This is a genomic window from Neopararhizobium haloflavum (assembly GCF_002750855.1).
Lineage (GTDB): Bacteria > Pseudomonadota > Alphaproteobacteria > Rhizobiales > Rhizobiaceae > Georhizobium > Georhizobium haloflavum.
In genome coordinates, this window is the sequence record NZ_NWUC01000001.1 from 468,920 (window position 1) to 488,523 (window position 19,604).

18 protein-coding genes and 1 other RNA gene are annotated in these 19,604 nt (G+C 62.3%); 14 read left to right on the forward strand and 5 right to left on the reverse strand.

Annotation, left to right across the window (positions count from 1 at the left end; genetic code table 11):
• Positions 1-3: 3 nt before the first annotated feature.
• Both metF and CN673_RS02390 read left to right on the forward strand, forming a co-directional pair.
• Positions 4-927 (forward strand): methylenetetrahydrofolate reductase [NAD(P)H], encoded by a 924-nt coding sequence (gene metF, locus CN673_RS02385; protein ID WP_099864618.1) that lies wholly within the window; start codon positions 4-6, stop codon positions 925-927.
• A 487-nt stretch (positions 928-1,414) separates the two neighbouring features.
• On the forward strand, positions 1,415-2,635 hold the full coding sequence (locus CN673_RS02390; protein ID WP_099864619.1) for an alanine racemase: 1,221 nt from the start codon (positions 1,415-1,417) through the stop codon (positions 2,633-2,635).
• A gap of 13 nt (positions 2,636-2,648) precedes the next feature.
• On the opposite strand, the gene CN673_RS02395 is transcribed toward CN673_RS02390, so the two are convergent.
• From CN673_RS02395 to CN673_RS02410, 4 genes are all read right to left on the reverse strand, one after another.
• On the reverse strand, positions 2,649-3,848 hold the full coding sequence (locus CN673_RS02395) for a lytic murein transglycosylase (RefSeq protein ID WP_099864620.1): 1,200 nt from the start codon (positions 3,846-3,848) through the stop codon (positions 2,649-2,651).
• A gap of 119 nt (positions 3,849-3,967) precedes the next feature.
• Positions 3,968-4,750, reverse strand: a complete 783-nt coding sequence (locus CN673_RS02400; protein WP_099864621.1) for a glycoside hydrolase family 25 protein — start codon at positions 4,748-4,750, stop codon at positions 3,968-3,970.
• A 37-nt stretch (positions 4,751-4,787) separates the two neighbouring features.
• Positions 4,788-5,516 carry a class I SAM-dependent methyltransferase gene (locus tag CN673_RS02405; protein ID WP_370852996.1) on the reverse strand — a complete coding sequence of 243 codons (729 nt, stop codon included), beginning with the start codon at positions 5,514-5,516 and terminating at the stop codon, positions 4,788-4,790.
• A 2-nt stretch (positions 5,517-5,518) separates the two neighbouring features.
• Positions 5,519-6,766 (reverse strand): BtaA family protein, encoded by a 1,248-nt coding sequence (locus CN673_RS02410; RefSeq protein WP_099865022.1) that lies wholly within the window; start codon positions 6,764-6,766, stop codon positions 5,519-5,521.
• A gap of 202 nt (positions 6,767-6,968) precedes the next feature.
• Here CN673_RS02410 and CN673_RS02415 point away from each other — a divergent pair, with 202 nt between their 5' ends.
• The 5 genes from CN673_RS02415 (at position 6,969) to CN673_RS02430 (ending at position 11,402) form a co-directional block, all read left to right on the forward strand.
• Positions 6,969-8,567 carry a putative bifunctional diguanylate cyclase/phosphodiesterase gene (locus tag CN673_RS02415; protein ID WP_198585864.1) on the forward strand — a complete coding sequence of 533 codons (1,599 nt, stop codon included), beginning with the start codon at positions 6,969-6,971 and terminating at the stop codon, positions 8,565-8,567.
• 161 nt (positions 8,568-8,728) lie between these two features.
• On the forward strand, positions 8,729-8,893 hold the full coding sequence (locus CN673_RS21035; protein ID WP_198585865.1) for a hypothetical protein: 165 nt from the start codon (positions 8,729-8,731) through the stop codon (positions 8,891-8,893).
• Positions 8,894-9,063: 170 nt separating this feature from the next.
• Complete coding sequence (locus tag CN673_RS02420) at positions 9,064-9,774, forward strand: J domain-containing protein (RefSeq protein ID WP_099864623.1); 711 nt, start codon at positions 9,064-9,066, stop codon at positions 9,772-9,774.
• Positions 9,771-10,538: an N-acetylmuramoyl-L-alanine amidase gene (locus tag CN673_RS02425; protein ID WP_099864624.1), complete on the forward strand. Its 768-nt coding sequence runs from the start codon at positions 9,771-9,773 to the stop codon at positions 10,536-10,538. The genes CN673_RS02420 and CN673_RS02425 overlap by 4 nt, the downstream gene beginning before the upstream one ends.
• Positions 10,539-10,778: 240 nt before the next feature.
• Positions 10,779-11,402 carry a lytic transglycosylase domain-containing protein gene (locus tag CN673_RS02430; protein WP_099864625.1) on the forward strand — a complete coding sequence of 208 codons (624 nt, stop codon included), beginning with the start codon at positions 10,779-10,781 and terminating at the stop codon, positions 11,400-11,402.
• Positions 11,403-11,571: 169 nt separating this feature from the next.
• Here CN673_RS02430 and CN673_RS02435 read toward each other — a convergent pair whose 3' ends face one another.
• The gene (locus CN673_RS02435) at positions 11,572-12,198 is read right to left on the reverse strand and encodes a class I SAM-dependent methyltransferase (protein WP_099864626.1); all 627 of its coding nucleotides are present in this window, start codon (positions 12,196-12,198) and stop codon (positions 11,572-11,574) included.
• 98 nt (positions 12,199-12,296) lie between these two features.
• Between CN673_RS02435 and rnpB the strand changes: the two genes are divergently transcribed.
• The 7 genes from rnpB (at position 12,297) to CN673_RS02470 (ending at position 19,591) form a co-directional block, all read left to right on the forward strand.
• An RNA gene (rnpB, locus tag CN673_RS02440) (RNase P RNA component class A) lies at positions 12,297-12,697 on the forward strand.
• 360 nt (positions 12,698-13,057) lie between these two features.
• Complete coding sequence (gene mraZ / locus CN673_RS21240; RefSeq protein ID WP_099864627.1) at positions 13,058-13,516, forward strand: division/cell wall cluster transcriptional repressor MraZ; 459 nt, start codon at positions 13,058-13,060, stop codon at positions 13,514-13,516.
• Positions 13,513-14,553: a 16S rRNA (cytosine(1402)-N(4))-methyltransferase RsmH gene (gene rsmH, locus CN673_RS02450; protein ID WP_370852997.1), complete on the forward strand. Its 1,041-nt coding sequence runs from the start codon at positions 13,513-13,515 to the stop codon at positions 14,551-14,553. The genes mraZ and rsmH overlap by 4 nt, the downstream gene beginning before the upstream one ends.
• Positions 14,554-14,555: 2 nt before the next feature.
• Positions 14,556-14,918, forward strand: a complete 363-nt coding sequence (ftsL, locus tag CN673_RS02455) for a cell division protein FtsL (RefSeq protein ID WP_099864629.1) — start codon at positions 14,556-14,558, stop codon at positions 14,916-14,918.
• Entirely contained in the window at positions 14,918-16,621 is a 1,704-nt protein-coding gene (locus CN673_RS02460) for a peptidoglycan D,D-transpeptidase FtsI family protein (RefSeq protein WP_099864630.1), read from the forward strand. Before ftsL ends, CN673_RS02460 begins: the two co-directional genes overlap by 1 nt.
• A 76-nt stretch (positions 16,622-16,697) precedes the next feature.
• Complete coding sequence (locus CN673_RS02465; protein ID WP_099864631.1) at positions 16,698-18,161, forward strand: UDP-N-acetylmuramoyl-L-alanyl-D-glutamate--2,6-diaminopimelate ligase; 1,464 nt, start codon at positions 16,698-16,700, stop codon at positions 18,159-18,161.
• On the forward strand, positions 18,158-19,591 hold the full coding sequence (locus CN673_RS02470) for a UDP-N-acetylmuramoylalanyl-D-glutamyl-2,6-diaminopimelate--D-alanyl-D-alanine ligase (protein WP_099864632.1): 1,434 nt from the start codon (positions 18,158-18,160) through the stop codon (positions 19,589-19,591). Before CN673_RS02465 ends, CN673_RS02470 begins: the two co-directional genes overlap by 4 nt.
• Positions 19,592-19,604: the final 13 nt, after the last annotated feature.

Sequence of the window (19,604 nt, forward strand, 5' to 3'; positions counted from 1 at the left end):
CCCATGTCGCTGCTCAGACGCTCCAGCCCCTCGCTCACGGCCGACCGCATCAACGTCTCTTTCGAATTCTTCCCGCCGAAGTCGGGAGACATGGAGACGCAACTGTTTGAAAGCGTTTCGCGGCTCGCCCCGTTCAATCCGGATTTTGTATCGGTGACCTACGGCGCCGGCGGCTCGACCAAGCAGCCGACGCTCAACACCGTGCGGCGCATCCACGAGGAAACAACCCTTTCGACGGCGGCTCATCTGACCTGCGTCGACGCGAGCCGGGATGACGTCGACGCCGTGGTGCGGGAATTCTGGTCAGCCGGAGTTCGCCATTTCGTTGCATTGCGCGGCGACCCCTCCGGCGGCATCGGTACACGCTTCAAGCCGCATCAGGACGGCTATGCCAACGCGGCCGAACTCGTTGCCGGTCTCAAGGCATTCGCCGATTTCGAGATTTCCGTGTCCGCCTATCCCGAAAAGCATCCTGAAAGCCCGGATTTCATGACCGATATCGACATGCTGAAACGCAAGGTCGACAATGGCGCGACGCGGGCGATCACCCAGTTCTTCTTCGATAACGACAGTTACGAGCGCTATGTGGAGCGGGTACGCCGCGCCGGCATCTATGTGCCGATCGTCCCGGGCATCCTGCCGATCCATAATTTCAAACAGGTCTCTCGGTTCGCCGGCATGTGCGGCGCCTCGATCCCTGGCTGGCTCGCCGAGCGCTTCGATGGGTTGGATGACGATCCACAGACCCGGTCTCTCGTCGCCGCCGCCCTTGCCGCCGATCAGGTGATGGACCTCGTGGAGCGCGGCGTCCACGACTTCCACTTCTACACGATGAACCGGGCCCAACTGGTCTACGCGATCTGCCATCTGCTCGGGCTGCGGCGCCGGGGTCATGCCGCCGACGAGGCTCAGGTGGCGGCAGCCTGAGCGGTGCCATGGACCTGACCGTCATCAAACCGACAAAGAGAAAGGGGATGGTCCGAAAACCATCCCCTTTCCGATTCTTGCTGGGGGTCTTTGTTGTTAAAGTCTACGCCCTTACGGGTGCCATTCAGATGAACAGCATGCTCCCGACGAAGGCGAACGCTGCACAGATCATGAGAACGTTGAGCTGCTGCGTCAGTCTCATGGTCACCTCCTTGCAGTTAACCTCTTGATAATAGGTGTTAACGCGAAAGGCGGAAAGCAAATTCGTTGTTGCAGTGCGAAAACGATGCGCAAGTTTTGACCCGGACTCACCCCTTAAGAAACTGTTTTGTTTCTCGCTTCGGCCAGCGGCGCGCGTTGGACGAACAGTGGAAAAATACCCCTTTTGGTGGACGCGGCCATTGCACTCCCGCGGCTGCCTCGCCGGCAAAGGCTTTACCGCGCCGGCCAAGCTGATAGCGTCGCCAATCCATTCAAGGAGCGTGGAATGCAGCGATTCGCCACTGGTACGGAAGCCGCTCTGGCCCTGAGGCCCGACGCACCGCTCTACTGTTTCCGTCCGCAGGTGCTTCGTGAGGATGCGCAGCGCTTCATGCGGCTCTTCGCAGGCGAAACGGCTTACGCGGTCAAGACCAATGGCGAGCCCATGGTCCTGTCGGCGCTGGTCGAGGCCGGCATCGAGACGTTCGATGTCGCCTCGCCAGCCGAATTCGCCGCCGTGCGGGAGGCGAGCGGGACCGCGCGGATGCTCTACATGCATCCCGTCAAGGCACAGTCCGACATCCGGCTCGCCCTTGAGACATACGGTATTCGGATACTCTCGCTCGACCACGAGGACGAAATCGCCAAGCTGCTGCGCATCGTGCGCGCGCTCGATCTCGACCCGGCTGATTTCACCATATTTGTCCGCCTGCAGACCAAGGGTCACGCGGCATACGAATTGTCCAAGAAATTCGGCGCAGCGCCAGGCCATGCCGTCGAACTCGTCCAGCGGCTGGACCGCATCGGCTTCAAGGTGGGACTATGCTTCCATGTTGGAAGTCAGATTGCCGAATCGGAATCCTATGAGCGTGCGCTCGCCTCGGCCGACTGGATCCGCAACCGGGCCGGGGTGCAACTTGCGGGCCTGGATGTCGGCGGCGGATTTCCCGCCGAGTATGGGCATGATCCCAACCGCAAGAAGCCGGATGTGCCCTCGCTCGATGTCCTGATGGCCAAGCTCGATGCCAATCTGGACGAATGGGACTTCAAGGGGTTGCCGCTGGTTGCCGAGCCGGGGCGCGCCATCGTCGCGCGTGCTTTCTCGCTGGTGGTCCGCGTTCTGCTGCGCAAGGGCAGGCGGCTTTACATCAACGACGGAATATGGGCATCGCTGTCGGACTCGTGGACCGGCAAGATCACCCTGCCGGCCCGCTTCATCCCGGACCCGGCCCGCAAGAGCCGCAATGGCGATGCGGACAAGATCGTGCCATTCAAGGTCTGCGGCGCGACCTGCGATTCCGTCGACATTCTGTCTCGGCCGTTCTGGCTGCCCGAGACCGTTGACACCGGCGATTGGATCGAGATCGGCCATATCGGCGCGTACTCATTGTCCCTGAGGACGCGCTTCAACGGCTTCTATCCGAACGATTTCGTCGAGGTCACGACCGCATTCGGCGAGGAAGGCGCGCCGGAAGGCTTCGCCAGCCTCGAAACGATGGCCTCCTGAAGGCCGCCGCGGCTCAGAGTTGGCTGAGCAGCGACGGTGTCGGCCAACCATCTGCGGGAAGACCGAGACGCATCTGTTCGGCCCGCACGGCAGCGCGGGTGCCGCCGCCGAGGATTCCATCGATCTTGCCGACGTCGTGACCGCGCGCCTGCAGTCGCTGCTGCAGCGCCATCATCTGGTCGTCCGACAGACCGGGATCGGGATTGCCGGCGCTATAGCGGTCGGCACCGGCCAGGCGCGTCGCAAAATAGGCCGCCGATGTCGTGTAGATGAAGGACTGGTTCCACTCCAGATAGACGTCGTAATTCGGGTAGGCGAGGAAGACGGGGCCGTTGCGTCCCTGCGGCATGATCAGGCGTGCTTCCAGGCCCGGATTGGGAAAGCTGCCATTGCGTGGCTGTACGCCCATCTGCTGCCATTCTCCGACGGTCGTTCCTGGCTGTAGGCCGGTTCGCTCCCAGGGAAGGGTCTGCGGGATCGTGACTTCCTGCAGCCACGGTTCGCCAGCCCGCCAGCCGAGGCCGCGAATGAAGTTGGCCGCTGTCATGATCGCGTCGGGGGCGCTGTTCTTCATGTCGACATGGCCATCGCCATCACCGTCGACGCCATATTCGATGATGTCGGCGGGCAGCATCTGCACCTGGCCGATCTCGCCGGCCCAGGCGCCGGTCATGCTCGCCGGCTCGAGATCGCCGCGTTCAGCCATTGCGATGGCGCCGATGAGGTGGGGGCGGAACAACTCCGGGCGCCGGCAGTCATGGGCGAGCGTCGCCAGCGCGTTGACCGTGTTGATGTTGCCCTGCACGGCACCGAAATCGGTTTCAAGCCCCCAGAAAGCGGTGATGACGGCAGCGGGCACGCCATATTGCTGCTCGGCGCGCGCAAAGGTGTCGGCGTAGCGCTGCATGTTCGCCTGTCCGTTCTGCATCCGGTTGGCGCTGATCATGCGTTGCGAGAATTCAAGGAAATCCTGTTTGAAGACGCTCTGGCCGCGATCATGAGCAAGGATCTGCTGATCCTGTCGTGCAGCCCCCAGAACGCGGTCGGCCGCCTGTTGCGACAGTCCCTGCGCGAGCGCTTCCTGACGGACGCCGTCCAGGAACTGGCCGAAATCACCGCCGCATTGCTGGGCGAGCGCGGCCGGCGCGGTGGCCGTTGCCACAATCGCCGTCAACGAGAGTGCACGCAGGCGGGCCTTCAGATGTCCAGTCATGGTTTTGCTTCCCCTTGGATTCGCAGAAAATCGTCCGCTCCGGTGTGGCGGTCGCTGTGGTCCGGCTTTGCCGGTCGATCATGTCCGTCTTGTGGCACCTCGACGCGCGGAGCCGCCGGTCAGCTCGTCAGATCTTCCACCCAAGCGCGCCATTGATCGGCCGTGCCGCGAAAGACGTTGATGTCCGTGTTGCCGTCGATGCCGGGAACGATGCCGGTTCCGGTATATTGCCAGAAATGCCAGTCATGGCCCGGATAGAGTGTGTCCGGGTGTTCCGCCACGGCCCGCAGCCACATCGGGTAGTCGGTGAAGTGGCCTTCGATGTTCTGACGATGAAAGTCGATGGTCGTGTAGATGATCGGCCGCTTGCCGTAGTGGCGCTCGATCGCGCCGAGGAAGATTCGCATTTCCCGGCGCACCGTTTCCGGTGAAGGACGGAGCTGGCAGGTGGGCGAATGGTGATTCCATTCCATGTCGAGAACCGGCGGAAGCGTATCGCTCTCACGGGGCACATTGCGGATGTACCATTGCGCCTGCTCGATTGCCGGACGGCAGAAATAGTAGAAGTGATATCCGCTGCGGGGAATGCCGGCTTCGCGGCTCGCCCGCCAGTATTCGTGGAACCGGTCATCGACACGGTCGCCGCCTTCCGTCGCCTTGATGAAGGCGAAGGAGACGCCGGCCGCGCGCGCCTCGGCCCAGTCGATGTCGCCCTGATACTTGGACACGTCTATGCCGTGCACGGGATAGGTGGACGGGCTGCGTGCGAAATCCTGGGGGTCGCGATCGCCGAAACGGGGTGGCGGGATGGCCCCGACATTGAGGACATCGTAGGTCGTCGCGCTGCAGGCGCCAAGTGCCATCGTCAATGCCGTCATGAGCGCGAAGACGGTCGCCCGCATGCATCCCCCTGCCAATCCGAATCGTCAGGCACCATGCTTACGCGGGCAGGGGATCGCGGCCAATGTCATTTTGCATTCGGGCTGCATCGGCGGGCGGCTGTGGTGGCAAGGTCACTATGATGTGCAATGCATAGTCGCGATAGAGACTTCGGGCGACAAGGTGCCCCTTGTGCGCATGGGCGAGAGCGCCGGCGACATCGATCAGATCCACGCGCGGCGTGACGTGAAACCGGGCGAGCCAAGCCCGCAAGGTCCTGCCGAAAAGATCAGGAAATCCCGACTGGTCCGCGAAGTCGACGATGTGCAGCGATCCGCCCGGTGCCAGGTTGGCCAGAGACGTGCAAAGCGCCGCCTGCCAGTCGGGGATCATTGAAAGCGTGTAGGAGAGGAATATCCGATCCACCTTCGACATGCCGAACAATGCCCGACACTCGAACCGGGTCGCATCGCCCCTTGCTAGGCGCACGCGATCGTCGAGGTTGGCGCGCGCGACGGAACGAGCGGCCGTTTCCAGCATCCTTCGAGAGATATCCAGACCGAAACAATGCGCGTGAGGGTAGCGCTTTGCTGCGAGCGTCAGATTGCGACCGGTGCCACAGCCGACTTCCAGGACGCTGCCGCCTTCGGGCACGTCGAGCGCTGCGATCAATGGGTCGCGGCCGAGCAGGAAATATTTGCGCGTTGCGTCATAGAAGTGTCGTTGATGGCGATAGACGCCATCCATCAGGCCGCCGTGATCGCCTGTCAGTCTGTTCTGACCCGCCACGTTCAATCCCGCCTTTCGTAGACATGGAACCCGCCGTAGATCGCCGAGCGGTCCAGTCGGGTGCCGCGCTCGCTTTCCTCGGTGTCGTAGCGCCACTGGTCAAGCAGGGAAGGTGCAAGTCGCGCCGGCAGGATCGTCTGCGTCCCCGCGGTGCGGAAGATGACGCGAGCGCCGCGGTCGGCGGTGCGGCTGATTTCCGTCCAGAGCGCGTTCAACTGCGCATCGCTCATCCAGTCCTGGGCGTCGAGCAGCACGTAGCGATCGATCGATCGTGCAGGTTTGGCGGCGAGAAGTCCGGTGATGTTCTGATGGTGAAGATGAACCTTTCCGGCGTCTTCGCGCATGTGCTGGAAGTGCTCGGCGCGAAGGTAGAGCGGCAATGCGCCGTTCTCGGTGATCGGATATCGACGTGCAAAGGCCTGCCAGGCGAAATAGTTTTCGTTGATCGGGAAATGGCACGCCAGCTTCTCCAGGCGCGCCTTGAGCACCTTTGCGACCTGACGCTCGCGATCTTCGGCTGCCAGTTCATCATATTGCGCCGGCGGAATACCGAGCCCGAACAGAGAGGCGCGGCGCGCCAGCATGAAACGGATGGTGGGCCGGTCGAAAAGTGGCGCCAGACGCTCGTCAAAGAAGCGACGCTGTTCGCGCAGCGACTTCGAGTGGACGATGGCGCGCGGATCGACCCCGTGCAGGCGGGCGACCAGGTGGGCCGTGGCTATGAACCAGCCGAGCAGACCCTGTCGGCGGAAATTGCCGTTGAACGCGGCGATCCGGCGTCGCCCGTTCGCCATGCGCGCGTTCCAGTAGCGGCGTGTCGGCTCGTCGAGAGATGCTGCAAGAAAGATGTCGTAGGCCAGCGTGTTGTGAACCTGATCGTCTTCGGCAAAGAACCTTCGGAAATCGGCGTGGCCCGGCAGACGGGCAAGGCCTGCGAGCTTCAGCCGGTTCAATGCGATATGAGCCTCGTTCAGATCGACGGCGTCGATCCGCGCCGGCCGGGCGGTCAGATAGGACAGGACGTTGCAGCCGCCGGACGCGATCGTGACGACGCGGTGTCCGGGCGAAAGTCGCATCGCGGCGACGTCGACCTCGGGGTCCTCCCATATCTGCGGATAGACGAGCCCGGAAAACAGCCAGGCGAAAAGTCGCTCCGACACCCCGGCGCTGGACAGTGCCCCGTGTTGCAGCACAGCGTCCCGAATCTTTGCGTTCTTCCGGGACCGCAGCCCCGCAGCCAAACCCGCCATCGACATTCTCCGTCAGAACGATATTTCGATCGGGATAGCGAAACCGGGTAACAGGCGGATGACATTGCGGCGCCGCCGACAAGCGTCAGATTTGAGCGCCGGTGGTAACGGAATATTAACTTCAGCGCTTCGATGCTGCTAAGGAATGCTTAAGCCGGCAATGGTATCGCTATCATCAGCGGAACCATCAGGGCTGGCGTTAATGCTATCCAATGTCATCACCAGCATCAGGATGCGGTACGCCTTTGCCGGTGCCGCTTTCGGCTCGGTGTTCACGTCCTGCGCGCTGGCCTACGACGCCGCCTTCGTCAATCCGCAGATCCAGTCGCTCACCGGTCTCGTCCAGAACAATCCCGCTCATGTTGCCATGGCACTGATGCCGGCGATTCTCGGGTTCACCTTCTATAAGGTCGGGGAATCGCGAACCAAGCTTGTCGAGGAACTGGAGCGACGCGAGACCGCCGAACGCTCGCTTGAGCACAACGCATTCCACGATTCGCTGACGGGCCTGAAGAATCGGCACGCGCTGGAGCGCGACGTCGCAGCCCTAATCGCACGCGGCATCGATGGCGATAGCCGGCCGGCGATGATGCTGCTCGATCTCGACAAGTTCAAGTTCATCAATGACACGATGGGCCACAATGTCGGCGACGAGATTCTGCTGGCCTTGTCGCGCCGCCTGGTAGAGGCGATTGGGCGCCGGCAGACGGTCTACCGGCTCGGCGGCGACGAATTCGTCATCTTGTGGTCCGGCGCGCCTTCAAGCGAGGTCATCTGCGAATTCTGCCACGCGCTCGTCAAACTGATCTCCTTTCCGTTCGAATTGGCGAAGATTCGCCTGACCTCGGGCGGCAGCGTCGGGGTTACTTGGATCGAGGACGGCGACACGTCCATGTCGGATGCGCTCAGACGCGCCGATCTGGCTCTCTACCGCGCGAAGGAAGTGCCGGGGAGCCACTTCATGCTTTACGACCGTGCGGTGGCGCACGAGGCCGAGCAACGCATGCAGATGGAAAGCGATCTGCGTCTGGCGATCGAGGAAGACCGGTTCTTTCTGGAATACCAGCCGATCGTTCATCTCGCGACCGATCGGATCAAGGGCTTCGAAGCCCTGGTGCGATGGCGCATGGGCGATCGGGTGATCCGGCCCGACATGTTCATTCCCATCGCCGAGAAGTCGGGATTGATCATACCGCTCGGCAAATGGGTGCTGACCGAAGCCTGCCGGCAGGCTGTCACCTGGCCTGATGACATCGGCATTTCGGTCAACATCGCCGGAGAGCAGTTCAAGGACGGCGACTTCGTGCCGTTCGTGCGCAATCTCCTGGAAACGTCCGGTATCGCGCCGCAACGGGTGACACTGGAGGTGACTGAATCGCTTTTCAGCGTCGATGTGGCGGTCGTGCGCAAGAGCCTGACACGGTTGCGCGAGCTCGGCGTCCATCTCGCGCTCGACGATTTCGGAACGGGCTTCTCATCGATCAACCATCTGCGCACCTTTCCTATCGACACGCTCAAGATCGACCGGTCCTTCACCGAGATGATGCTGGAGAACGAGCGCGAAGCCGAGTTGGTGGGTGTCATCATGAAACTCAGCAAGGCCTTTGGCATGGCGACGACGGTTGAAGGCGTGGAGACGCACTCACAGCTCGACTTCATTCGCCGTGCCGGCGCTGGCAACGTTCAGGGCTTTCTGATCTCTCGCCCGGTACAAGAGGCGATGGTGCCGGTGCTGCTACGCGAGCAATCGCGGCTTGGCGGCGGCACGCCTGAGAAGATCGTCCATCGGCTTCGCGCCTGAAGACGGCCCGGACGTCATGTATATTCCGTGTTCACGCTGAGTTAAACGTTCGAAATATTTCGTATAGTAACGCCTGTTGTTTGCTCCCTTCTTCAATCGGAGGAACCGACATCCCAATTACCCGTTGTAGCGATGTCGAATTTATAGAAGGAGCAAGAACAATGCGTAAGTTTCTGATCTCTGCAGCCCTCGTTGTTTCCACTCTGGGCCTTGCCGCCTGCAGCGACAACGTCGATGAGAACGCGACCGGCTCGGTCGAAGAGCCCGCAGCACCGGCAGGTGATCCGATGGCTGCTCCGGAGCCCGCACCGGCCCCGGCTGAATAAGTCAGTAGCCTTATCGCCCGCTGATCGCGGGCGAGTGGAAAGGCCAGTCCCTTGGGGCTGGCCTTTTCTGCGTTTAAATCGCGCAAGCGGAGCACGACAGTTCTGTGCTGCGCGCATTTCACGCAACAAACGCTCTCGCCATGCCCTTTGAAATCGCATAGCGTTTTTCCATGTCATTTCTCGCCCGGATATTCGAGCTCGTCGGTGAAACGGCTTCGGACGCGTTCTCGCGCATCATTGAGGCCATTCGCACCGTGTTCGAAGGCGACCCGGCAACGCGCCGCAAGGTTGCGTTCTCCGTTGCGATGATCGCGTTGTCAGCCAAGATGGCCAAGGCCGATGGCATCGTCAGTGACGCCGAGGTCAGAGCGTTCCGCCAGATTTTTGCGATCCCGCCCGAAGAGAGCGAAAATGTCGCCCGGCTCTATAACCTTGCGAAACAGGATGTTGCGGGCTTCGAATTCTACGCGAGCAAACTGGCCTCGCTCTGCGGTTCCGGCGAAAACAATTGTCTGCTGCTGGAGGATATCCTCGACGGACTTTTTCATATCGCAAAGGCTGACGGCGCCATCCACCGCAGCGAGATGGCATTCCTGGAGGCCATCGCGCGGATCTTCCGGATAGACGAAAGTCATTTCGAACAGATCATGGCGCGGCACGTTCATATCGGCGGCTTCGATCCCTACAAGGTCCTCGGCGTCAGCCGCGACGCAGATTTTCAGGACATCAAGCGTCGGTATCGCCAGGCCGTTGCCGCCAATCATCCCGACCGGCTGATCGCCCGTGGTGTGCCGCAGGAATTCCTGGCTATCGCGACCGATCGGACGGCACGGCTCAACGCCGCCTATGAGGCGATCGAGAGGGACCGCATCGCGGCATGACAGCGTCCGGTTCCGAGGACTTTTCACCCGATTTCGCCGGTGCAGACGAAATTCGGCCTGCGGTGAACCGCGACGAGCGTGCGGCGGGGACGTCGATCGATATCCTGCTTCTGCACTACACCGGAATGGAGAGCGAGCGCGCCGCGCTGGACTGGCTGACGTCGGCGGAAAGCCGCGTGTCGTGCCACTATTTCGTACGCGAAAACGGGCAAGTCGTTCAATTGCTGCCGGAACGGGCGAGGGCATGGCATGCCGGTGCTGGCTCCTGGCAGGGCGCAAGCGACATCAACAGTCGCTCCATCGGCGTCGAGATCGCCAATCCCGGCCATGACAATGGCTATCGCGACTTCACCGAGCGCCAGATCGAGGCGGTTATCAGCTTGTGTCTCGATTGTGGCGAACGCCGCCTTATTCCAGCTGCCCGTATTCTTGCGCACAGCGATGTGGCACCTGGTCGCAAGCAGGACCCGGGGGAGCTTTTTCCCTGGGCGCGCCTTGCAAATCATGGCGTCGGGCATTTCGTCGAGCCAACGCCGATCCGCAGTGGCCGCTTCTTTCAGTTCGGTGATCGAGGGCAGCCGGTTGAAGCCTTGCAGTCCATGCTGAAGCTTTACGGCTATGGAATTGAGATAACGGGCGAATTCTGTGAGACGACGCGCAGCAATGTTGTCGCATTCCAGCGACATTTTCGCCCGCAACGTGTCGATGGTGTGGCTGATGTTTCGACAATTGACACGTTGTATCGTCTGCTATCGCAACTATAGGGACGTTGCCCGATCACACGATCGGAATTTGCTAATACTTAGCTGTAACATATCGTAACTTTTCTTTATTTCGCTGCCTTAAACTAGCCTTTCGAAATCCTATACCTCACCAGCCATGTCACTGGCCGCGCCGATCGCTCGGGGCACGTTGCGACGGACCGGTCACTATCAAGGGTGTTTCGAGGGGGCCTCCCGATCCGCGCGGTCGTTGGCTCCTCCAACTGGTGGAGTGGATTTCTGATGCATATTGGAATGACCGCCGCGTCGGCGGTTTTGTTCAGCCTTGCCGTGACCTTCGGCGGAACGGCATTCGCGAAAACGAGTGCGCTTGATTTCGTCCAGGCGAAGGTTTCGGAATCGGCCAAGGAGGATGAGAAAGCCTCCAAGGAAGAGGTTGAGGGTTCAGGCGAGAAAGCCGAAGAGGCTTCTGCCGGCGATGACGCGCCGAAAAAGCATGAAAAGGAACTCGAGGTTGAAGAGCGGGTGAGCGGTTATGCTGCCAATCCGTATAGCTCTCTGATTTCGGCCTACGCAGAGGCTAATGGCGTTCCTGAAGGTCTGGCGCATGCCGTCGTGCGTGTGGAAAGCAATTTCCGGCCCGGCGCCACTGGCGCGGCCGGCGAAATCGGCCTGATGCAGCTCAAGCTCTCGACCGCACGGCTGATGGGCTATGAGGGCAGCGCCAAGGCTCTTTACGATCCGGAAACCAATATCAAGTATGGAATGAAGTATCTTGGTCAGGCGCGGTCACTCGGCGATGGGTCGACCTGCGGAACGATCCTGAAATACAATGCCGGGCACGGGGCAACGAGCATGAACCCGATCTCGGCGAACTACTGCAACAAGGTGGCCGCGCTGCTCTGAGCGGCGCATCCCCAGCAAGCAATCCTCGATCCCGGCCGGCGGTTTAGCCACCATCGGTCCGGATGTCTGAGGCGACCGGGCCGGGCTCTTCGCAAGAAGGGCCCGGTCTTGCTTTATCTGCTTGGTCAACTGGGCGACGAACCATCGGCCCGTCATTTCACATGATGCCTCAGCCTGCCGACGGACGACGGTGGAGGACGATCTTCCTCCAGCGCGGCTTTATTCCCGGCACCAGGCTTTGCGCGTTGCGGAAGCTGTAAACTGGCTCGGCTGCCATGCTGAAGGGTTCCAGGCGCAGATCGACCGGCCGGAAGTCGCCGTCTGCGATATCGGAATTCTGGCTCAACCCGTCAGGTGTCACGCAATTGGTGATAAGGGCGTGGCGATATCGCTGCAGCACCGGCAGGAAGTCGAGAATGGACGCGTTCGACCAGTGCTGAAGGACATCCTTCGCGATGATGAGGTCGGCTTGCGGGAGGTTCTCGAAGTCTGGTGCAAGCTCGAACCTGATGGTGTCGGAGCCGTAACGCCGTTGGTTCGCCTCGACGACCATTGGGACCACGTCGAAGCCCTGATAATCGATGCCGCGCCAGTCGATGCGCCGTGAAAACTGCCAATCACCGCAGCCGAGATCGACCACCGAACGGATGGCGTTCTCGCGAAGAAACCGGCCGAGGAAGCGCCTGTACCCGAATGTGTGAACCGGATGCGAGCCTTCGCCCGAGCCGCCGCCTTCCCATTCGGCGGTGCGATAGATCTCTTCGAAGCGGTCGCGCATCGTCTTGGTCTGGGTCATGCCGGTTTCATACGACAAAGCCGCTTCGCCGCCAAGGACGTGTGCAGCAGCCGGCGTATCTATGGACCTCGGCCTTCCCGCGCGCTAATGGAAGCCCGCCAGTCGGCCGGGCAGCCGCGCTCCGCACTCGCCGAAAGGCCGCGGGGTGAGGAAAGTCCGGGCTCCACGGAAACACGGTGCCGGATAACGTCCGGCGGGGGCGACCCTAGGGAAAGTGCCACAGAAAGCAAACCGCCCCTTCTCGAAGGGGTAAGGGTGAAAGGGTGGGGTAAGAGCCCACCGCGCGACCGGCAACGGAAGCGGCACGGTAAACCCCACCGGGAGCAAGACCGAATAGGGATGACGTGGCTTCGCGCAAGCGGGCCGGTCCGTTTCCGGATCAGTCATCCGGGTGGGTTGCGCGAGGCAAGGCGCAAGTCTTGCCCAAGATGAATGGCTGCCGCGTCAGGCCCTTCGGGGTCAGGCCATACAGAACCCGGCTTATAGGCCGGCTGGCACTTTTTCTCCCCGGACAAGCGCTTCGCGAGCGCTCGATGTCGTGCTCCGCAGCGCCGTGTCGGGGCGTCGGCGTAACGCTTCCTTAAGCATAATCCACGATGCTCTGAGGCTGGCGAAGTGGATGCTTCGCAACCCGATTAAGGGGAGCAATCCCATTGACGCCCAAATTGTCCCATGGTATCCCAAATTCATAGATTCAGTGGGCGCGTCGTCGCCACTTTGCCGTCCCGAGTAAGCCCGGTTGATCTGTTGGGTCCGGTGGTCGATTGCGCCGCCGACGGGGGTGCGGCGTGGCTTCGGCATTCTGGTTTCGGGGGCTTGATGGCATGGGCCGGGTTGGGGAACACGGCGGTACGGCTTTATGAACCGGTTCCTTTCGAGCGCGACGAAGAAGATCGACGCCAAGGGCCGCGTGTCGGTGCCGGCCGTGTTTCGCACGGTGATGAGCCGTCAGGGGATCGAGGAGCTCTACGGGTTCCAGGACTTCGTGTTCCCCGCATTCAGTCTTGGCGGTCCGGACATTCTGGACCGCTACGAAAAGCAGATCGCGACGCTCGATCCGTTTTCGAGCGAGGCCCACAGCATGTCGCTGCTCATTCATGGCGGCGGATCATTTCTCAAGCTCGACGGAGAAGGGCGGCTGACGATCACGGACTTCATTCGGGACTATGCGAACCTGCAGGACGAGGTGGCCTTTGTCGGCCGGTCGGATCATTTCCAGCTCTGGAACCCGTCGGCCTTCGAGGAAATGCAGCGAAATGCTCGCGAGGAGCGGATGCGCGGGGCGCCGCGTCCCGCTCGCAATGGAGAAACGGGGTGATGGCGAACCCCGGTGACGCCGCCGCGAATGGCGGAGAAGGCACCGGTGGCGGACTGGTTCGCCACATCCCGGTTCTTCTTCATGAGGTTCTCGCCGCGCTCGATCCTGCGCCCGGCAAAAGCATCCTGGACGGCACATTCGGGGCGGGCGGCTATAGCCGTGCGATCCTTGAGGCCGGGGCTGCCGTCATCGCCCTTGATCGCGATCCATCGGCGATTGCGGCCGGGCAGGCGATGGTCGAGGAATTCGCAGGCCGTCTCGCGCTTCACCAGGCGCGCTTTTCCGACCTCGCCCGCTATGCGCCGGAGGGTGGGCTCGACGGCGTGGTCCTCGACATCGGCGTGTCGTCCATGCAGATCGATGAAGCGGATCGCGGCTTTTCCTTCCAGAAGGACGGCCCGCTCGACATGCGCATGGAGCGCGACGGTGTCAGCGCGGCCGACGTGGTCAATGGGCTGAAGCCCGGCGATCTTGCCCGGATCTTCGGATTTCTGGGCGAAGAGAAGCAGGCAGGACGCATTGCGCGCGCCATCGAGAAGCGGCGGGCCGAACGGCCGTTCGCCACCACGCGCGATCTGGCCGGCCTGATCGAGACGGTCGTGCCGCGCAAGGCTAAGGACAAGATCCATCCTGCGACCCGCGTCTTCCAGGCGTTGCGCATCTTCGTCAATGACGAACTCGGCGAACTGGCCGATGCGTTGAGCGCGTCGGAGCGTGCGCTCAAGCCTGGCGGGCGTCTCGTCGTCGTCACCTTCCATTCGCTCGAAGACCGCATGGTCAAGCGCTTCCTGACTGAGCGAAGCGGGCGAAAGCAGGGCTCTCGGCATCTTCCGGTTCTGGAGGAGCAGCCGGCGACCTTCGTGCCGATAGGCAAAGGCATGCAGGCGGCCAGCCCTGCCGAGGCGGAGGCCAATCCGCGCGCGCGATCCGCCAAGCTCAGGGCGGCCACGCGAACCGACTTTTCAGCCGACGGGATCGACCGTTCGATCTTCGGGCTGCCCGATCTCGCCAGTCTCGATCAAATCCGGGGACGATGACAATGCTGCGGACATTCGACATGCTTCTGATCGCGCTGATGATCGCTGCGGCGACCATCACCTATCAGATCAAGCATCACGCCGAGGAAAAGCTCGCCCATGTGCGCGACCTTCAGGCGAAAATTCGGCTGGAGGAGCAGACGATCGATCTCCTGAAGGCCGACTGGGCGCTGCTCAACCAGCCCGCCCGGTTGCAGCGCCTCACCGAGCGCTTCGAAGAGACGCTTGAGCTTGGTACGATCGATCCCGAGCAGATCGCCACGCTCGACGAACTGCCCTCCAAGCTTCTCCAGATCGAGGAACTGATCGCGCAGCCGCTTGAAGGCTTCACCGATCCCACGATCACCGGATCGGTGGTGCGCTGATGCGAATCCTCAAGCGCATTGCGGCGAAGGCCAATCGGAACGACACCCAGATCGCCGCAAAGAAGGGCGCCGGTCGTCAGGCGAAGTCGCGCATCATCATCACCATGGCGTGCTTCTGCGCCGTTTATGCCGTGATCGGTGGTCGGCTCGTTCAATACGGCATCGCCGATGACCAGGTCACCGCCAGTATTCCGCGTGGTGACGCGTTGCTTGCCTCTCGTCCCGACCTCATCGACCGCAACGGAGAGGTGCTGGCGACCGACATCCGGACGGTCTCGCTCTACGCTGAACCGCGCCGCATCGTGGATACGGACGAGGCGATCGAGCGACTGATGACGGTGCTGCCTGATCTCGATGTGCGCACCACCTATAGAAAGCTGTCTTCCAATTCCGGGTTCCAGTGGCTGCGCCGTCAGCTCACGCCCAAACAGCAGAGCGAGATCATGGCGCTTGGAATCCCAGGCATCGGATTCCGTCCCGAAAAGCGCCGCTTCTATCCAGGCGGACCAACCGCGTCGCACATCGTCGGTCACGTCAATATCGACAATCGCGGCATCGCCGGCATGGAGAAATACGTCGACAGCCAAGGGCTTTCCGACCTTTTCGAACTCGGCATGACGATCGACGAGGAGATGGAGCCGTTCAAGCTGTCGATGGACCTCAGGGTCCAGCATATCGTGCGTGACGAACTCTCCGCGGCGATGGACCGCTACAGGGCGATTGCGGCCGGCGCCGTGATCCTCGACATCCATACGGGCGAAGTGTTGGCGATGTCGTCATTGCCCGACTACAACCCCAACAACCCCGCCCAGGCGCTGGAAAAGGACCGCATGAACCGCATGTCGGCCGGCACCTACGAGATGGGGTCGACATTCAAGACCTTCACCACCGCCATGGCGCTGGACAGCGGACTGGTCGACATGGGCGACAGCTTCGACGCCTCTCGTCCGATCCGCATCGCTGGCCATACGATCAGCGATTTCCACGGCAAGCACCGCGTATTGAGCGTCCCGGAAATCTTCATCTATTCGTCCAATATCGGCACGGCCAAAATGGCCGACGTCGTCGGGATCGAAGGCCATCAGGAGTTTCTGACGCGGATGGGTCTTTTGACCCGCATGCAGACGCAACTGCCGGAAGTGGCGATGCCGCTGCAGCCGAACGAGTGGAAGAAGATCAACTCGATCACGATCTCCTTCGGCCACGGCGTCACGACGACGCCGCTGCAGACCGCTGTTGCGGCCGCAGCGCTTATGAATGGCGGCAAGCTCATCTCGCCGACATTCGTTCCGCGCACCCAGGAACAAGCGATGGCAACCGCCAAGCAGGTGGTCAGCGCAGAGACCAGCGCCGACATGCGCGAATTGTTCCGTCTCAACTCGATTGATGGATCGGGGCGCCGCGCCGATGTCCCGGGATTCCGGGTTGGCGGCAAGACCGGCACGGCGGAAAAGGTCGTCAACGGGCGCTATTCAAGCGACGTGCGATTCAACGCCTTCCTCGCTGCCTTCCCGATGGACGATCCGCAATATGTGGTGCTCGTCGTGATCGATGAGCCGAAGCCGGAAGAGGGGCAATATTCGGCAACGGCCGGTCTCAACGCCGCACCGACGGTTTCCGCCATCATCCGGCGCTCGGCCGCGCTGCTCGGCGTCGATCCGAAATTCGGGCCGGACGGCTCCGCCTTGCTCGTGTCGTATTAAGGCAGAATGAGGATGCGGGGCCGCGCGGGGGCGTGTCGGCGACGGAACGGCGACGCAGGATAATCGGACGGGGACTATGAAACTTTCACATCTCGCCGCGGTCGATGCCGGGGCGACCATATCGAACAAGGGTCATGACGATATCGAGATCGTCGGCCTTACCGCCGACAGCCGCATGGCCGCGCCGGGCTATCTGTTCGTCGCCCTGACCGGCAGCAAGGCTGACGGCGCGCACTACGTGGCGGATGCGCTGGCGCGCGGCGCCGCCGCCATCGTCGCTTCCAGAGACGCCGTTGTGGATGCCGGTCAGGCGTCTTTGATCCGGGTCGATGATCCGCGGCTGTTTCTTGCCCGCGCGGCGGCGCGCTTTCATGGGCGCCAGCCCGACACGATGGTGGCCGTGACGGGCACGGCCGGCAAGACATCGGTCGCCTCCTTCACCCGCCAGATCTGGGCCCATGCCGGGCATTCCGCGGCGATGATCGGGACGACCGGCGTTGTTGCGCCCGGACGTCAGAGCTACGGATCGTTGACGACGCCCGATCCTGTCGCACTGCACCGCCTTCTTGGTGAACTGGCGGACGAGGGCGTGACCCACGCGGCGATGGAAGCGTCCAGTCATGGCCTCGACCAGCGCCGGCTCGACGGCGTGCGGCTCGCCGCGGGCGCCTTCACCAATCTTGGCCGGGACCATATGGACTATCACCCAACCGTGGATGATTATCTCGGGGCCAAGCTGCGGCTTTTCGATACCCTTCTCGACGAGGGCGCTCCGGCGATCGTCTTTGCGGACGATGTCTATTCCGACCGCGTCATCGCAGCGGCGCGGGCCGTCCGCCTCGATGTCCGAACCGTCGGTCGCCACGGCACCTATCTCACCGTCAAGCGCGTCGAGCATCACCGTCAGCATCAAAAGGCCGAGGTGCATCACGACGGTACGATCTTCGAGATCGATCTGCCGCTGGCCGGCGACTTCCAGCTCTCCAATGCGCTGACGGCGGCCGGACTTGCGATGTCGACCGGCGTTGCGGCTGAGACGGCGATGGTCGCGCTTGCGCGGCTACAGGGTGCGTCCGGTCGTCTGGAACTGGTCGGAACGACAAGCAGCGGTGCGCCAGCCTATGTCGACTACGCCCACAAGCCGGATGCCCTGGCCAATGTGCTGGCGTCGGTTCGGCCGTTCACCACCGGGCGCATCGTCGTCGTGTTCGGCTGCGGCGGGGACCGGGATCGGGGCAAGCGCGCGATCATGGGCGAGATCGCCACGCGGCTTGCCGACGTCGTCATCGTGACCGACGACAATCCACGGTCGGAGGAGCCGGCGGCCATCCGCGGCGAGATCATGGCCGCGGCCCCGGGTGCGCGCGAAATCGCCGACCGCGGCGAGGCGATCGATACCGCCGTCGCGATGCTGGCAACGGGCGATACGCTGATCGTTGCCGGCAAGGGACACGAGGAAGGCCAGACGATCGGCGATCAGACGCTGCCCTTTTCCGATCATGAACAGGTGAGGACCGCGCTGGCGGCTTATGGACGATGAGCGATCTATGGACCATCGATGATTTCCTGGCGGCCACCGGCGGGCGCCCGCTCGAACAGCTGCCGGACGGCATTTCGGGAATTTCGATCGACAGCCGCGCGGTCAGCCAGGGCGATGCGTTCTTCGCAATCAAGGGCGATCGGTTCGACGGTCACGATTTCACCAGCGCCGCCATGGCGAACGGCGCGGCGCTGCTGGTCGTCTCCGAAGCCAAGCTGCCGGCGCTCGGCCGTGTGTCCGCCCCGATGGTGGTGGTCGACGATGTGCTTGACGCGCTCGGAAGACTGGCGGTCGCGGCGCGAGCGCGCACCAAGGCGCAGATCATCGCCGTGACGGGGTCCGTCGGCAAGACGACGACCAAGGCGATGTTGCGTCATGTGCTGTCGACTTGCGGCAAGACGCATGCCGCGGTGGCCTCGTTCAACAATCATTGGGGCGTGCCGCTGACACTTGCCCGGATGCCGGCTGACGCGAAGTATGGCGTGTTCGAGATTGGCATGAACCACCCCGGCGAGATCACGCCGCTCGTCAAGCTGGTGCGTCCCCACGTGGCGATCATCACCACCATCGCCCCCGCGCATCTCGGCAATTTCAAGAACATCGGCGAGATAGCTGCTGCAAAGGCGGAGATATTCGACGGGCTGGTCCCCGGTGGACACGCGATCCTGAACCGCGACAACGAAAAATTCGCGGTGCTGAAGAAGGCAGCCAAGGCAGCCGGCATCGAGCGCATCCACGCCTTCGGGGCACACAAGCAGGCCGATTTCCGCCTGGAAAAGCTGAAGCTTCACGGGGCTTGCTCCTGCATGACCGCGCGGGTCGATGCGGATGAAGTCGTCGTCAAGATCGGCTCGCCGGGCCGGCATATTGCCGAGAACGCGCTTGCGGTGATGGGCGCGGCTCACCTAGTGGGAGCCGATCTGGCCAAGATCACGGCCGCATTGGCGGACTTCAAGGCGGAGAAGGGGCGCGGCGCCCAGTACAAACTGAGAAACGGGTCGGGCGAGTTCGTCCTGATCGACGAAAGCTACAATGCCAACCCGGCTTCGATGCGCGCCGCGATTTCTCTTCTGTCCAATGCGCCGCTGGGCGCGTCCGGCCGGCGCATCGCCATCCTCGGCGACATGCTGGAGCTCGGCCGTTTTTCGGCCAAGCTTCATGCCGAACTGGCCGGTCCGCTGGCTGAAGCCAAGGTGGATCGCGTCTATCTTGCCGGACCGGAGATGCGCGCGCTTGAAGCGGCCCTGCCTGGTGATATCGAGCGTGAATATCGCGAATCCACGGCGGCACTCATTCCCCTGATCACGCGCAGCGTCCATGCCGGCGATGCCATCATGGTCAAGTCCTCGCTCGGCATCGGTTTCGGCGCGGTGGTTTCGGCCTTGCTTGACAAGTTTCCGGCCGTGCCCGAAGCGGAGGCGGGGGACTGATGCAAACGAAGGA